Origin of the sequence: Chromobacterium haemolyticum, assembly GCF_009936155.1 — a bacterium.
In the GTDB taxonomy this organism is placed as follows: domain Bacteria; phylum Pseudomonadota; class Gammaproteobacteria; order Burkholderiales; family Chromobacteriaceae; genus Chromobacterium; species Chromobacterium haemolyticum.
Window position 1 is genome coordinate 1,134,410 of the sequence record NZ_AP019312.1, and the last position, 15,191, is coordinate 1,149,600.

Genomic DNA, 15,191 nt, shown 5'->3' on the forward strand with positions numbered 1-15,191 from the left:
GTTCAAGCATTGGAGCGTCTGTGCGCATCCGGGCCTGGTTGTCCGCTGATGCCGAGGCACGGGTTCGTGGCGATCCTTGGTTGTCAGCGCTGGATTGGTGGTTTTGCGGTGGCGCCGACTTCGCAGTGGGCGGCAAGCAGGACCTTTGGCTGACGAATCTGGCGGACGCTCCCGCCGAGCTGTTCGAGCAGTGGGAGGGCGACAAGCCCTTGTGGGTGTTTTCGTCAGGGCGTCCTGCGCCCTGGCTGGCCACGCCCAATATTCACTTTCTGCGCGGAGACTTCGACGCGGACTTGCTGCGCAACCGGCTGCTGGCCTGGCATTGGCAGCAACATGCGCTTTGCCCGTGTTTATTCGGCGCGGCGGCGTTCGACATCATAAACGGCGCCATGTCCCTGTATAGGCCGTCGAAACAGGCGGCTGTCCGCATGTTTCCCTTGGAAGTGTCCGTCAAGCCGGTAGAGGCGGTGGGCGGCGACGTGGTGTTACGCGCGGATTTGCCGGAACGAACCTTGCTGATCCTTGGGGACGCGTCCGGTCACGGACAAGGATCGGCGCTGGACGCCGCACTGCTGGCGCTGGGGGCGTCGCGGGTGCTGCTGGGGCAGCCTTTGTCCTTGCCGACGTTGCGCGAACTCAATGCCTTCATGCATCGCCATGTGGCCGACGGGCGCTATGTCGGCAGCGCTTTGCTGGAAATTGACTGGGGAGCTCGCGAGGTGCGACTGGTCAATGCCGGCATGCCGGATATCTTGCTGTTTCTGTCCACCAGGCTTGAGCGGCGTTTTTCCTCCATGTGCAGTCCGCTTGGCTTGCGCGCCGACATCGAATTGCAGCCGCCGCTGGCGTTGCCTTGGGCGGAGGGCCAGCATTTCCTGGCGCACAGCGATGGCATGGAAGAGTCGGATCTGCCGTACCTGCTGTCGCGTCTGTTGCGCTTGTCCAGCGTTTCCTCGGCCGACGCGTACGGCTATGGCCCCTTGCCGTCAATTCCGCTAGGCTTCAGCAGCCCATACAATGACGACATGTCGTCGTTGGCTTTCGCCGTGTCGGTGTCGCCGCGGCCGGTTTAACGACGTTTCTTGGCCGCATGCGTAGGCGCAGCGCGGATTCAGGCTTGAATCGGCGGGCTTTTTAGTTGATCAATCATTAATATCTGCGCGAATTTTCGCGCTTGGGCGGATCTGTCGTCTCGCCGTTGCGGAACGTGATGACGAGCGAGCAAGGTAAAGAATGGGAAACGGACCCAACGCAAACGGTGTCGGACTGACGACGAGCGAAGAGCCGCGTCAGGCGACCGAACGCAGGGAGGTTTCCTGAAACGGGGATGTTATGCACAAAAAAATACTGACGGTTGACGATTCCGCTTCGATTCGACAGATGGTGTCGTTCACCTTGAAAAGCGCTGGTTACGAGGTGGTGGAGGCCGGGGACGGCAACGCCGGCCTGGCCAAGGCGCAGGGAGGCCAGTTCAATCTGGTGCTGACCGACCAAAACATGCCGGGCATGGATGGCCTGACCTTGATCCGCTCCTTGCGCAAACTGCCGGCGTATTCAACGACGCCTATTCTGATGCTGACCACGGAATCTAGCGATCAAATGAAGGCGCTTGGCCGCGCGGCCGGGGCCACGGGCTGGTTGGTCAAGCCTTTTGATCCGCAGAAGCTGCTGGATGTGGTCAAGCGCGTGATCGGCTGAATCTGCTGATCTTGGGCACGACGAGGAGCGAGCTTTTGGCAATCGACATGTCGCAGTTTCATCAGGTGTTTTTTGATGAAGCGGATGAGCATTTGTCCAACATGGAGAGCCTGTTGCTGGGCATGGATCAGTCCTGTCCGCAGCCGGAGGATTTGCATGCGGTGTTCCGCGCCGCGCATTCGATCAAGGGCGGTGCGGCCACGTTCGGTTTCGCCGATATGGCGGATTTGACTCATGTGCTGGAAGCGCTGTTGGATGAGGTGAGGCGCGGCGCGCGCGTCTTGAGTTCGGATCTTGTGGACTTGGTGCTGCGAGCTAAAGACGTGTTGTACGGGATGCTGGCGGCGCACAAGGGCAAAGGCGATGTCGACGCCGCGCAAGCCGCTCAGCTAAAGGCGCAGTTGGAGGCGCTGGCGGCCGCTCCGGCTGAGCCCGAGGCGCGCCGGGCGCCGGAGGAGACGCGGCACTGGACGCTGTATCTGGAAATCGACGTGGTGGACGGCGTCGACATCGACGCCTTGCTGGAGTCGCTGGCCGAGCACGGCGACTTGAGCGTGGTGCAGCGCGGCGAAGAGCTTGACAAGCTGCCCTGGGTTGCCGTGTTCACTTCGCCGCTGGACGCCGGGGAGGTGGCTGAGTCGCTGGCATTTTCCGTGCCGCAGGAGCATTTCCGCATCAATGTCGATCATGGCGTCGAGGAGGAGGGCAGTTTCGGCTTGTTCCTCGATGCGGCTCCGGAACCGGACACTTCAGTATGGCTGGAAGGAGACGGATTCGGCCTGTTCGAGCCCCCGCCTGCCGAGGCGGCGGAGCGGGACGAAGTTCCGGCGCTGGCGCCGGAGTTCGACGCGGCCAAGCCTGCGGCGCGCGGAGGCGCGGCGAGCGAGAATTCTATCCGGGTCAATATCGACAAGGTGGATTTGCTGCTCAACCTAGTGGGCGAGTTGGTGATCACCCAGTCCATGCTGACACAATCCGGGGCCGGCCTGGATCCGGTGGCGCATGAGCGCCTGCTTGGTGGCATCGGCGCTTTGCAACGCAATGCGAGGGAGTTGCAGGAGGCGGTGATGTCGATCCGGATGACGCCCATCGCCTTTGTGTTCAACCGCTTTCCGCGCGTGGTGAGGGACCTGGCCGGTCGCTTGGGCAAAAAGGTGGAGCTCACGATGATGGGCGAAAGTACCGAGCTGGACAAAGGCTTCATCGAGAAATTGTCCGACCCGTTGACCCACCTGGTGCGAAACAGCCTGGATCATGGCATCGAATCCCCGGAAGCGAGGCTGGCGGGCGGCAAGGGCCCGGTGGGGCGTCTTACGCTGCGGGCTTTCCACCAAGGCAGCAATATCGTCATCGAAGTCAGCGATGACGGCGCCGGGCTGAATCGGGAACGGATATTGGCCAAGGCGAGACAGAGCGGTTTGGCTACGCCGGATTCGCTAAGCGACGCTGAAGTTTGGAACCTGATTTTCGAGGCCGGCTTCTCCACGGCGGCGGAGGTGACCGAGGTCTCCGGCCGCGGCGTGGGCATGGATGTGGTCAAGCGCAATATCCAGAGCATGGGCGGCCGTGTGGAGATTGACTCCATGGCCGACATTGGCACCACCATCAGCATTCATTTGCCGTTGACGCTGGCGATCATGGACGGCATGTCGGTGCGCATCGGCGCGGAAACCTATGTGATGCCCTTGGGGGCGGTATTGGAGTCGCTGCAGCCTGCACCGAATGAAATCAAAACGGTGGCCGCGCGCGGCCAGGTGGTGGGCATTCGCGGCGAATACCTGCCGATTGTGCCGTTGGGACGGTTTTTTTCCATCCCCGAAGCGAAACAGACCCCGAGCGAGGCGATCCTGGTGATCGTGGAGGCCGGCAACAGCAGGCTGGCGCTGTTAGTGGACGATTTGATCGGCCAGCAGCAGTTTGTGGTGAAAAACCTTGAAACGAATTACCGCAAGGTGGACGGCATTTCCGGCGCCACTATTCTCGGAGACGGCCAGGTGGCCATGATCCTGGATATCGCCGCGATTGCGCGGCACAACCAGCGGATGACGCTGGACGCATGAAACAACAAGGAAAAAAAATGGTGGCGGAACGGAACGACCCGGGGTTGGCGCACAGGCGTTCGGGCAATGAGCTGCTGGTGTTCACGCTGGGAGCGGAAGAGTACGGCATTGATATTCTGAAGGTGCAGGAAATCCGCGGCTACGACGCGGTGACCCGCATCGCCAACGCGCCAGACTTCATCAAGGGCGTGGTCAATTTGCGCGGTCATATCGTGCCTATCGTGGATTTGCGTTTGAAATTCGGCATCGGGGAGCCGGTGTACAACGAGTTCACCGTGGTGATCGTGTTGAATGTGTGCGGGCGTGTCATCGGCGCGGTAGTGGACGGGGTGTCGGATGTGATTCAACTGGAGCGGGAGGCTCTGCGAGCCGCGCCGGAGTTTGGCGCGGTGGTGGACACCGCCTATATCGAAGGACTGGGCACGCTGGACGAGCGCATGATCATCGTAGTCGATATCGAGCGTTTGATGGGTAGCGAGGAAATGGCGTTGACTGACACCGCGGGCCGCGTATAAACGCGGCCGCAAGCCTGTTTTGAGGGGGCGGAGCATGAATAATATGAAAGTGATCCATCGGCTGATGTTGGGCTTCGGCCTGTTGATTCTGTTGCTGGCGGTGGCGATGACGCTGGCGGTCAGACAACTGCAGGGCCTGGCCGGCGATCTGGTCAATATCTCCAGCGTGCATATCCCGCAGGTTAGCGCCGCGCACAAGATTGCTGCCAATGTCGACCTGGCGTCGCGGGACGTGCGTAATCTGTTGTTGACCAAGGATGTCCAGCTTACCAAGGAGCTCAACCAGCAGATTGACGAGAGCCTGGTCAATCTGACGCAGCGAATGGCGGCCTTGGAGCCGAATGTCGGCAACGCCGGGCGGCCGCTGTTCGAGGCGATGCGCTCCGATGAAGCCAGTTTCCGCTCTGAACTGAATGTGTTCCGACGCATGCAAGCGCAGGGACGGGATGCCCAGGCTCGCGATTACTTGTTCGTGACCCTGCGCGATACCCAGCTTAAATACATGACCTCGATCGACCGCTACATCGCGTTTGAGGAGGGGCTGATGCGCAAGGCGGGACAGGATGCCAGCGACAATTCCCAACAGGCTTACAAGCTGCTGTTTGGCTTTACTTTGTTGGCGCTGGCGATCGGCATCGGCTTTGGCGTCTTCATCATCCGTTCGCTGATGCGCCAGTTGGGCGGCGAGCCTGCGGAGCTGGTCAAGGTGATGCGGGAGTTGACCGAGGGCCAGGTACGTTCTGAGATCAAGGTCAAATCGGGCGATAAGCATAGTCTGTTCGCGTCGATGAGTTTGCTGGCCGAGAAGGCGGTTGAAAACATCAGAGTGCGCAATGCTCTGGACAACGCCTCCACCAATGTGATGATCGCCGACAATGATCGCAACATCATCTACACCAATCACAGCGTGCTGGAGATGATGCGCCGCGCCGAAGCGGATATGCGCAAAGCCTTGCCCAATTTCGACGCGCGCGCCTTGCTGGGCACCAATATGGATGTGTTCCACAGCAATCCGGCGCATCAGCGCGACCTGTTGGCCAACCTGCGCTCCACTTATCGCGCGCAGATCAATATTGGCGAGCGTATTTTCGGCTTGGTGGCCAATCCGGTATTCGGCACAGACGGCTCGCGGCTGGGCACGGTGGTGGAGTGGAAGGATCGCACCGGGGAAGTTGAGATCGAGAAAGAGGTGGCTGGCATCATCTCGGCGGCCGCGGCCGGCGATTTCGACCGGCGCATCAATCTGGAAGGCAAGGACGGCTTTTTCCGACAGTTGGGCGAAAGCGTCAATCAACTGCTGGCGGTGACCAGCCAGGGCCTGGGCGATATCGCCACCGTGCTGGCGGCCTTGGCCAAGGGCGATCTCACCCATGCGATCAAGGGCGACTACCAAGGCCTGTTCAGCCAGTTGCAGAACGATACCAACACCACGGTGGAGCGCTTGAAGGAAATCGTCTCCAATATCAAGGAGTCCACCGACGCGATCAACACCGCCGCGCGTGAGATCGCCTCCGGCAACGCCAACTTGTCCAGCCGCACCGAGCAACAAGCGGCCAGCTTGGAGGAAACCGCTTCCAGCATGGAGGAAATCACCAGTACAGTGCGGCAGAACGCGGAGAACGCCAAAAAGGCTAACACGCTGGCCACCGGCGCTTCCGATATCGCTGCGCGCGGCGGCAAAGTGGTGGGAGATGTGGTGGCCACCATGAACGAGATCAACGACAGCGCGCGCAAGATCGTCGATATCATCAGCGTGATTGACGGCATCGCCTTCCAGACCAATATCCTGGCGCTCAACGCCGCAGTGGAGGCCGCGCGGGCGGGTGAGCAGGGGAGGGGCTTCGCCGTAGTGGCCAGCGAGGTGCGCAACCTGGCGCAGCGCTCCGCTGCCGCCGCCAAGGAAATCAAGGGCTTGATTGGCAACTCGGTGGCTAAGGTCGAGTCCGGCTCCAAGCTGGTGGACGAGGCTGGCAGCACCATGGACGAGATTGTGATTTCCATCCGCCGCGTCGCCGACATCATGAGCGACATCTCCGCCGCGTCGATTGAGCAGAGCTCGGGCATCGAACAGGTCAATCTGGCGGTAACGCAGATGGACGAAAACACTCAGAAGAATGCCGCGCTGGTGGAGCAGGCCGCGGCGGCCGCGGAGTCGCTGGAAGAGCAAGCGCGTTATTTGGACGACGCGGTCCAGGTATTCAAACTGGGGGAGCCGGGGCAGCGTTTGCGGCCCATGCAGGCGCACGTCGCGCAGACGGCGGAGCATGTCGTTGCTCATGTCGCCGGAGCCAAGACCGTGCCGCTCAAACCAGCCGGCAAGATCGTGGTGCCGGAGCGACTGCGGCCACAAGTGAATCTGACGGACGGCGAGTGGGAAGAGTTTTGACGCAGGCTAGGATGAGCGTGGAGCCGAGGGGGCCGAGTTGATGGGGCTGGAACTGGACATCAAGTTCACGCCAGAGGATTTTCGCCGCATCCGCGGCATGGTTTACCGGCGAGTCGGCATCGCTCTTAACGACAGCAAGACCCATATGGCCTACGCGCGGCTGGCCAAGCGAGTGCGGGCTTTGGGACTGAAAAGTTTCGCCGAGTACTTGGACCGGCTGGATCAGGACGCCTTATCGGGGGAGTGGCAGAACTTTGTCAATGCGCTGACCACGAATCTGACTTCGTTTTTTCGGGAGCCGCATCATTTCAGCATGCTGCGCGCGCACGCCGAGCGCTGGCGGAAGCGCGGCCGGCCGTACCGGGTCTGGAGCGCGGCGTCTTCGACGGGCGAGGAGCCTTACTCCATCGCCATGACCATGGCGGAATTGGCGGAGTCTTTACGGCCATTCCCCTGTGAATTGCTGGCGTCCGATATTGATACTCATGTATTGGAGCAGGCGATGTACGGCGTCTATCTTCGCGAGCGCGTCAGCCAGTTGCCGGAGCCGCAATTGCGCCGTTTTTTCGATAAGGGCGTGGGTGCCAACGACGGCAAGGTGCGCTTGAAGAAACACTTGCGCGAAGCGGTGACCTTTTTCCAGATGAATCTGGTGGCGGATGAGTGGCCGCCGCTGGGGGAGTTCGACGTCATTTTTTGCCGCAATGTGTTGATCTATTTTGATAAGCCGACACAGGCGGCCATACTCAATCATATGGCGCGGCATCTGGCCCCGGACGGTTTGCTATTGCTGGGGCATTCGGAAAACATCCTGCATCTGAGCGACGCCTTCCTGCCTTGCGGCAAAACCAGCTATCGGCTGGCCTAGCCGGCGTGTCCGCCCTTTTATCGATTCGGGAGCGTGGATGGGGTTCGACAAGAAAATTCGCGTGGTGGTGGTAGACGACTCCGCTTTGATCCGCAATCTGCTGACCTCCATCATCAACGAGGCGCAAGACATGGAGGTGGTGGCTACCGCCTCCGATCCATTCATCGCTCGCGAGCGCATCCGCGAGCTGGACCCTGACGTCATCACGCTGGATGTCGAAATGCCGCGCATGGACGGCCTGGAATTTCTTCGTCGTTTGATGCGCTTGCGGCCGACGCCGGTGCTGATGATTTCCTCGCTGACGCAGCAAGGATCGGAGGCGACGCTGACGGCGCTGGAGCTGGGCGCGATCGACTTTATGTCCAAGCCGGCGCACGATATCGCCAGACGGATGGGCGATTACGCCCACGAGATCAGAGACAAAATCCGGACGGTGGCGGCAGCCAGGGTGCGTGCGCCGCACCGCTTTCATCGCACGGCCGAGGCCTTGGCGCCGCAGACGCCTTTTCTGGGCGCTAGCGCCCAGCAAGCGATGATTTTTGTGGGCGCTTCCACCGGCGGCACCGAGGCGATCCGAACCCTATTGAGCGGCTTGCCGGCCGACGGGCCGCCCATCCTGATTGCTCAGCACATGCCCGAGTATTTTACCGGCAGTTTCGCCGCACGGCTGAACAGTTACTGCCCGATGAGAGTGAAGGAAGCGGAAGCCGGCGAGCCGATCAAGACGGGCGTTGCCTATATCGCGCCAGGCAATTGGCATATGCGGGTGCAGGCCGCCGCAGGCGGTTTCCGCATTGAGTTGGACCAGAGCGAGAGGGTGAACCGGCACCGGCCGTCGGTGGATGTGCTGTTCGACTCCGCCGCGCGCGGCCTGGGCAAGCGCGCCATCGGCGTCATCCTGACAGGAATGGGGCGGGACGGAGCGGATGGCCTGCGCAAGATGCGCGACGCCGGCGCCGTCACATTCGGCCAGAACGAGGCCAGTTGCGTGGTGTACGGCATGCCGCGCGAGGCGATGAAGGCCGGCGGCGTGCAACAAGAGTGGCCACTGGAAGCGCTGGCCCCCAAAATCTTGGCCTGCCTGTACGGCAGGGCGGAAAAGGCGATGTTATGAACAGCGGCGCGGTGCATTTCAGCAGCCATTCCTATTTCGACAAGCATTTTCAAAGCCAGGCGGTGAAAGTGTTTCCCGGCGGCTTCTACGTTACCAGCCAGCCGCAGCTGTTGGTAACACTGCTGGGGTCGTGCGTGGCGGTGTGCATGTTGGACCGTGCGGCCAATGTCGCGGGCATGAACCATTTCCTGCTGCCGGAAGGCAGCATCGAGGTGGGTGAGGGCGCATCCGCCGCGCGCTTTGGCGTTCACGCGATGGAATTGATGATCACCGAGATGCAGAAGCTGGGCGCGATGCGACACCGCATGGAGGCCAAGGTGTTTGGCGGGGGCAACGTGCTGGACGGCATGTCGGTGATGAACGTGGGCGAGCGCAACCGCCGCTTCATCCACGCTTATCTGGATGCGGAAAGGATTCCCATCCTGGCCGAAGACCTGCTGGGCGACTGCGCGCGCAAAGTGTACTTCTTCACCGACAGCGGCAAGGTGCTGGTCAAGAAGCTCAAGCGCAGCCGCACCGTGATCACCGAGGAGAACCGCTATCGCCAGCAGGTGATGCAGCCGGAGGTGGCCGGCAAGTCCGGGGATATAGAACTGTTCATTTGAACCGGTTCTCAGAACCTGTTCAATGTCTGCTGCGCATCGGCGATACGGCGTTAAAAACCGCTTCGAAATGCTCATGTACCACGTGTACATTCCGCTTTCTCAGCGGTTTTCGCCTTGCCTCGCTCTTGCTCGCGAGACTTTGAACCGGTTCTCAGCGCTCCAGGTGTTGCAGCTTGCCTTCGACCGCCGCCCAGTCCTCGTGGTCCGGCAGCGGATCCTTCTTTTCGGTGATAGTGGGCCAGAGCTTGGAAAGCTCGGCGTTGAGCGCGACAAAGCCTTCTTGTCCGGGCGGCACGTCGTCCTCCGCGTAGATCGCGTTCACTGGGCACTCCGCCACGCATAGCGTGCAGTCTATGCATTCCTCCGGGTCAATCGCCAGGAAGTTGGGGCCTTCGTGAAAGCAGTCCACCGGGCAGACATCGACGCAATCGGTGTATTTGCATTTGATGCAGGCATCGGTTACAACGTAGGCCATATTGGCTCCTTGGTCGTCGAAAGCCGGCTGCGCCGTTTGGCGCGGCCTCTGGGCGATGATTTGAGCGTATCAGTCAACATTATTAGCCAGAAATTCCCTTCACAACGCATTGCCGCCGTAAATTTCCTATCTGTCATGAACGCTTCTCCCTATCGCGGGCGTTTTGCCCCCAGTCCCACCGGTTTGTTGCATGCCGGCTCCCTGTGCACCGCCGTCGGCAGTTATCTGGAGGCGCGCGCGCGCGGAGGCGAATGGCTGCTGCGGATGGAGGACCTGGACCCGCCGCGCGAGGTGGCCGGCGCCGCAGACGCCATTCTGCGCACCTTGGAAGCCTATGGCTTCGAGTGGGATGGCGAAGTGGTGTACCAAAGCCGTCGCCACGACTTGTATCGGCAGGCGTTGGAGCAATTGATCGTCTCCGGCCACGCTTATCCGTGTAATTGCACGCGCAAGAAAATCGCGGAGACCGCGAGGCGCGGGCTGGACGGTTACGTTTATCCCGGCCATTGCCGGCTGAGGCGTCCGGAGGAGGGGGGGCGAGCCTGGCGCCTGCGGGTGGAACCCGGCGAGACCGTGGTGGATGACCGCCTGCAAGGAGCGTACCGACAGAACCTTGCGGCCGATATCGGCGATTTTGTCTTGCTGCGCGCGGACGGCTACTGGGCTTATCAATTGGCCGTGGTAGTGGACGATGCGGAGCAAGGGGTGAGCGATGTGGTGCGCGGCGCCGACCTGCTGGTGTCCACGCCGCGCCAGGTAGCGGTACAGCGCGCGCTGGGCGCGAATACGCCGGCTTATTGTCATTTGCCGGTGCTGGTTAACGCCGCGGGGGAGAAACTGTCCAAGCAGACGCTGGCGCCGGCGGTGGCGGCGGAGGACGCCGCCGCTTCACTGCGTTTGGCCTTGAGCCGTCTGGGGCATGCGCCGCCGGAGGAGTGCGACGGTTTAGCCGAGTTGTGGCAGTGGGCGCGCACTCACTGGTCGCTGGCGCGGGTGCCGGCAGGGCCGGTGGTGGTCGCCTGAATTGCGCCCTTTTATGCCAAAAATATGCATTTGACGTGTTTTTTTCCCTGCCTGCTGACCTATATTGGCATCTGCGCACGCGCTTGTTGCGCATCATCGGCCGCGACAAGCGGATTGCCATCGCCTTCTCGTTGACATACGGAAAATGCGACATGTTTTTATGTCGAATTTGTGTTCTAATGCCGCCTTTTTTTCATGCGCGCGCACTGGCGCAAAGTCCCGCTTCAGTTGACTCCGGTCAAGCGGCTTAAAGAAAGCATGCCCAGCTTGTGGGTGCGGCCCTCTATCATGGGCGCTTTTTCAGCCGTATCAGTCTGAATGCGAACGGAATCGGCCAAGCCCGTTCCGCCGGCGCCATCGCATGATCGTAGAAACACGCGCGCGCGGCGCGCCCGTCAATCGGCAGGCCCGATGGAGACCAAGCCTTGAGCAATACCAATTTAGACAGCAAGACCAAGACCCGGGCGCTGGGGGTATGGATGTGCACCGCCCTGGTGGTGGGCAATATGATCGGTTCCGGCGTGTTCCTGTTGCCGGCGTCGCTGGCGCCGTTCGGCGGCGTGTCGATGATAGGCTGGCTGCTCACCGCCGCCGGCGCGATCTGCCTGGCCTTGGTGTTTGCGCGGCTGGCGGCCATTCTGCCCAAGGAGGGCGGGCCCTACGCGTATATTCATGAAGCCTTCGGCGGCTTTGCCGGCTTCTGGATCGCCTGGGGTTACTGGATTGCGCTGTGGGCCGGCAACGCGGCGCTGGCGGTGGCCGCCACCAGTTATATGCAGGTCTTCTTTCCGGTGTTGGGGCACGATAATCTGCTGGCCGGCGTATTCGCCATCAGCCTGATCTGGATTGTCACCTGGATCAACAGCCGCGGCGCGCGCAGTTCCGGCCTAGTGGCGGTGACGACCACCTTGCTCAAGCTGTTGCCGTTGGCCGCTGTCACTTTCATCGGGTTTTTCCATTTGCAGCCCGACAACATCGTATTCAACCCTCACGACAAGCCCCTGCTCAGTTCGGTGTCCGCCACCATGGCGCTGACCCTGTGGGCTTTTCTGGGGCTGGAGTCGGCGTCGGTGCCGGCGGGCGACGTGATCGCGCCGGAAAAAACCATTCCGCGCGCCACGGTGCTGGGCACCCTGATCGCCACGGTGCTCTACATCTTGTCCACGGTGGCCTTGATGGGCTTGATGCCGCCGGCGATGCTGGCGGCCTCGCAGGCGCCGTTCGCCGACGCAGCCAGGCTGATGTGGGGCGATTGGGGCTACTATCTGGTGGGTTTCGGCGCCATTGTCTCCTGCTTCGGCGCGCTGAACGGCTGGAGCTTGATGCAGGCGCATGTGCCGGCCGCCGCCGCGCACGACGGCCTGTTTCCCCGCCGCTTTGCTCAGATGAACCCGCAAGGCGTGCCTATTTTCGGCCTGGTGTTGTCCAGCGGCTTGGTGACGGTGCTGATGGCGATGAAATACGCGGGGGGCGACGGCGGCGTCAAAATTTTCGAGTTCATTATTCTGCTGGCCACCGCCACTACCTTGCTGCCTTACGCGTTTTGCTCGATGGCGTTGCTGGCCATCATGCTGATGCGCCCCCAGCAGTTCCAGCGCAAGGACTACCTGGCGCCGCTGTGCTTCGCCGGTGTGGGCTTCGCCTATTCGGTGTGGGCTTTATACGGCTCCGGTGCCGACATCGTGATGTGGGGCATGATCCTGCTGCTGCTGGGCCTGCCGGTTTATGTCTGGCAAGTGAAGGAACGTTACGCCGACCCTTCGTGAGCGAGGCGGCGCAGGATCCAACACGCGGCCTCGGCCGCGTTTTCTTTGGGATCAAGGCTGTCGTCATGGCGAAATGGACTTGCCTATGCCGCTGGCTGGTGGCTTACTAGGGCGCTTTGGTTTCAGACTGGGAGTTGCCATGAGGATAGCCGCCGTCGATAGCCTGCTTGTCGCCATCGATTTCGCTTACCCGATGCCGGACGCTTTAACGCTGGCGCGGATGCGGGAGGAAAACGAGCCTTGCGCGCTGGAGCGCGCGGACGGTTTGTTTCCGGAAAACAGCTATTACCTCGCCGGCCGCAAAGGCTGCGCCGAGCGAATGTCGGCACGGGCCTTTGTTGCGCGCCGCTTGCGCGAGGCGGCGGCGCGGCTGGCCCCGGATTACGGCCTGTTGTTGTTCGACGCTTACCGCAGCCGCGAGACTCAGGCCGATCTATTTCAAATGGTGTTGGACGAGGTGCGCGCCGCGCATCCGGATTGGGACGCGGCGGCGGTGGAGCGGCAGGCTCGCTTGTTTGCCGCCCATCCCGACGATACCGCTCGTTTCGCGGTGCTGCCGCACAATTCGGGCGGCGCGATTGATCTGGCGATTTGCCGGCGGGATACCGGGGAGATCTGCGATTTCGGCACCGCTTTCGACGCGGCCGAGCCGGCGTCGCGCACCGACTACTTCGAAGCGCCGCACGATCCCGCGCAGGGCTTTTCGTCCGAACGATGGTTGGCGGTGCGTCACAATCGCCGCGTCTTGTTCAATCTGATGAAACAGTCCGGTTTCAGCAACTATGCCGAGGAATGGTGGCATTACGACTTGGGCGACTGCCTGTGGGGGCAGGCTTTGGGCGTGGACTGGGTTTACCCGTCCATGGAACTGGAGCCGTCCTGATTTGACGCGGCCGCCGCGTGCTTGCGGTGGCCGCATCGTCAAGCGTTAGCCGGCCAGCGCCTTCAACCAGACCAGCGCGGCGCTGGCTCCCGCGTCGGGCACGCCTAGCGCTCGTTCGCCCAGATAGCTGGCCCGTCCCAAGCGCGGCCGCATGGCGGCGGTGGCCGCGCAGCCGCGTTCCGCCGCCTTCAGCGCGGAATGCCACGCCTCGTTTGGACTTTGGCCGTCGTTCAGAGCGGCTTCGAAAGCGTTGGCGGCTGGCGTTAAGGTATCCAGCATGGTGCGGTCGCCCACCTGCGCGCCGCCCAGTTCCGCAATGGCGGCAACGCCGTCCTTGAACGCCGCGGCCCAGTCGAGCGGGTTGGGCGCGTTCGATGAGTCCAGTCGCCGCGCCGCGCGCAGCAGGGCTGTCGAGTAGAACGGGCCGGAGCTACCGGCGATGGCCTGGCGCAAGGCCTGGCTGACGGTGCGCAGCGCCGTGGCCGGATCGCTCCAGGCGCTGTCCGGCAAGGCGCGGATCGCCGCCGCGCCGCGCTGCATGCTGACGCCCAGATCGCCGTCGCCTGCCGCTCCGTCCAGTTCGGTCAACAGCGGTTCGGCGGCGTCCAGCGCCTTGGCCGCGGCCCAAGCCACGGCGCGCAGCTTGGGGTCGGCTTTGGCGATGGAGAGGGCTCCTGCTGCCGCGCGCGGCGGCGCCGGCCGCAGCTGGCGTCGCGCCGGCAGAAGGCCGGAGCCGGGCCAAGCCGGAGCCTGGGTGGCTTGATCCAGCCAGCCGAGGCGCTGCTCATCCAGCGCCAGCAGCGACAGCGAGCAGCCCGGCATTTCCAGCGCGGTCATGAAATTACCGCTCCATAGCCGTTCCACATGCAAGCCGAGCCGTCGCGCCGAGGCCAGCGCGCTGCGCGCCACGATGGCGAGCTCCATCGGCGGAGTGCCGCCCAGGCCGTTGACCAGCATTGCCACCCGTTGGCCGGCCTGCCAACCGCGGTCCCTGACAATGGCGTCGAGCAGCGTCGCGCACAAGGCGTCGGCGGATTGGCGCGGCACGCGGCGTACGCCGGCTTCGCCGTGAATGCCCAGGCCCAACTCTACTTCGTCGTCGTCCAGTTGAAAGCCGGGGCGGCCGGTCGCCGGCACGGTGCAGGCTCCCAGCGCCACGCCCATGGTGGCTACCTGTTCCGCCGCCTGCCGCGCCGCGGCGGCGACCTCGGCCAGGCTGGCGCCGCTGGCGGCAACCGCGCCGGCAATCTTGTGCACCAGGACGGTGCCGGCGATGCCGCGACGGCGCGCCGGCTCCACGGTGTCGCGAAGCGCTACATCGTCGGCCACCACCACGCTGTCGACGGCAATGCCCTCGGCACGGGCCAGCTCCGCCGCCAGGCCAAAGTTCAGCCGGTCGCCGGTGTAGTTTTTGATGATGAGCAGTACGCCTTTAGGGCCGGCGACGGCGCGGATCGCCGCCAGCACGGTGTCTACGCTGGGCGAGGTGAATACGTCGCCCACTGCGGCGGCGTCCAGCATGCCGTGGCCGATGTAGCCGGCGTGGGCGGGCTCGTGGCCGCTGCCGCCGCCGGAGATCAGCGCCACTTTGTCGAGCTGACCGTCAGCCGGAAGATCCGCGCGCAGCAAGACGTTTTCCTCTTCGAGCAGGGCCAGGCCGGGCAGGGTGTCGGCCAGCCCTTCCAGCATTTCCCGCGCCACATGGCGCGGATCGTTGATTAGTTTTCGCATCGCGGTTTCCTTTCCATATCGGATAGAGCTCGTGCTGGGTAAAGATGGATGTCATCTTACGATCAGC

13 protein-coding genes are annotated in these 15,191 nt (G+C 62.6%); 11 read left to right on the top strand and 2 right to left on the bottom strand.

Annotation, left to right across the window (positions count from 1 at the left end):
• The first annotated feature begins 20 nt into the window (after positions 1 to 20).
• From GYH29_RS05380 to cheD, 8 genes are all read left to right on the top strand, one after another.
• Entirely contained in the window at positions 21 to 1,073 is a 1,053-nt protein-coding gene (locus GYH29_RS05380; protein ID WP_146176140.1) for a SpoIIE family protein phosphatase, read from the top strand.
• 259 nt (positions 1,074 to 1,332) lie between these two features.
• A complete protein-coding gene (locus tag GYH29_RS05385; RefSeq protein ID WP_019101355.1) occupies positions 1,333 to 1,698 on the top strand; it encodes a response regulator in 366 nt (121 codons plus the stop codon).
• A gap of 47 nt (positions 1,699 to 1,745) precedes the next feature.
• Positions 1,746 to 3,758, top strand: coding sequence for a chemotaxis protein CheW (locus GYH29_RS05390; RefSeq protein WP_232060512.1), 2,013 nt, complete (start codon positions 1,746 to 1,748; stop codon positions 3,756 to 3,758).
• Complete coding sequence (locus tag GYH29_RS05395) at positions 3,755 to 4,273, top strand: chemotaxis protein CheW (RefSeq protein ID WP_232060519.1); 519 nt, start codon at positions 3,755 to 3,757, stop codon at positions 4,271 to 4,273. Before GYH29_RS05390 ends, GYH29_RS05395 begins: the two co-directional genes overlap by 4 nt.
• 34 nt (positions 4,274 to 4,307) lie before the next feature.
• Positions 4,308 to 6,659, top strand: a complete 2,352-nt coding sequence (locus GYH29_RS25100) for a methyl-accepting chemotaxis protein (RefSeq protein WP_198001641.1) — start codon at positions 4,308 to 4,310, stop codon at positions 6,657 to 6,659.
• A 40-nt stretch (positions 6,660 to 6,699) separates the two neighbouring features.
• Positions 6,700 to 7,527 (top strand): CheR family methyltransferase, encoded by an 828-nt coding sequence (locus GYH29_RS05405; RefSeq protein ID WP_043591860.1) that lies wholly within the window; start codon positions 6,700 to 6,702, stop codon positions 7,525 to 7,527.
• Positions 7,528 to 7,564: 37 nt separating this feature from the next.
• Positions 7,565 to 8,641 (top strand): protein-glutamate methylesterase/protein-glutamine glutaminase, encoded by a 1,077-nt coding sequence (locus tag GYH29_RS05410; RefSeq protein ID WP_019101360.1) that lies wholly within the window; start codon positions 7,565 to 7,567, stop codon positions 8,639 to 8,641.
• Positions 8,638 to 9,246 (top strand): chemoreceptor glutamine deamidase CheD, encoded by a 609-nt coding sequence (gene cheD, locus GYH29_RS05415; RefSeq protein WP_019101361.1) that lies wholly within the window; start codon positions 8,638 to 8,640, stop codon positions 9,244 to 9,246. The genes GYH29_RS05410 and cheD overlap by 4 nt, the downstream gene beginning before the upstream one ends.
• 151 nt (positions 9,247 to 9,397) lie before the next feature.
• On the opposite strand, the gene fdxA is transcribed toward cheD, so the two are convergent.
• Positions 9,398 to 9,721 carry a ferredoxin FdxA gene (gene fdxA / locus GYH29_RS05420; protein ID WP_019103290.1) on the bottom strand — a complete coding sequence of 108 codons (324 nt, stop codon included), beginning with the start codon at positions 9,719 to 9,721 and terminating at the stop codon, positions 9,398 to 9,400.
• A gap of 135 nt (positions 9,722 to 9,856) precedes the next feature.
• Here fdxA and gluQRS point away from each other — a divergent pair, with 135 nt between their 5' ends.
• The 3 genes from gluQRS (at position 9,857) to GYH29_RS05435 (ending at position 13,393) form a co-directional block, all read left to right on the top strand.
• Entirely contained in the window at positions 9,857 to 10,744 is an 888-nt protein-coding gene (gluQRS, locus tag GYH29_RS05425) for a tRNA glutamyl-Q(34) synthetase GluQRS (RefSeq protein WP_043591856.1), read from the top strand.
• A 425-nt stretch (positions 10,745 to 11,169) separates the two neighbouring features.
• Positions 11,170 to 12,510 (top strand): amino acid permease, encoded by a 1,341-nt coding sequence (locus tag GYH29_RS05430; RefSeq protein ID WP_019103292.1) that lies wholly within the window; start codon positions 11,170 to 11,172, stop codon positions 12,508 to 12,510.
• 139 nt (positions 12,511 to 12,649) lie between these two features.
• On the top strand, positions 12,650 to 13,393 hold the full coding sequence (locus GYH29_RS05435) for a M15 family metallopeptidase (RefSeq protein WP_019103293.1): 744 nt from the start codon (positions 12,650 to 12,652) through the stop codon (positions 13,391 to 13,393).
• A gap of 45 nt (positions 13,394 to 13,438) precedes the next feature.
• Here GYH29_RS05435 and GYH29_RS05440 read toward each other — a convergent pair whose 3' ends face one another.
• Entirely contained in the window at positions 13,439 to 15,124 is a 1,686-nt protein-coding gene (locus GYH29_RS05440) for a dihydroxyacetone kinase family protein (RefSeq protein WP_043591853.1), read from the bottom strand.
• Between the last annotated feature and the right edge of the window lie 67 nt (positions 15,125 to 15,191).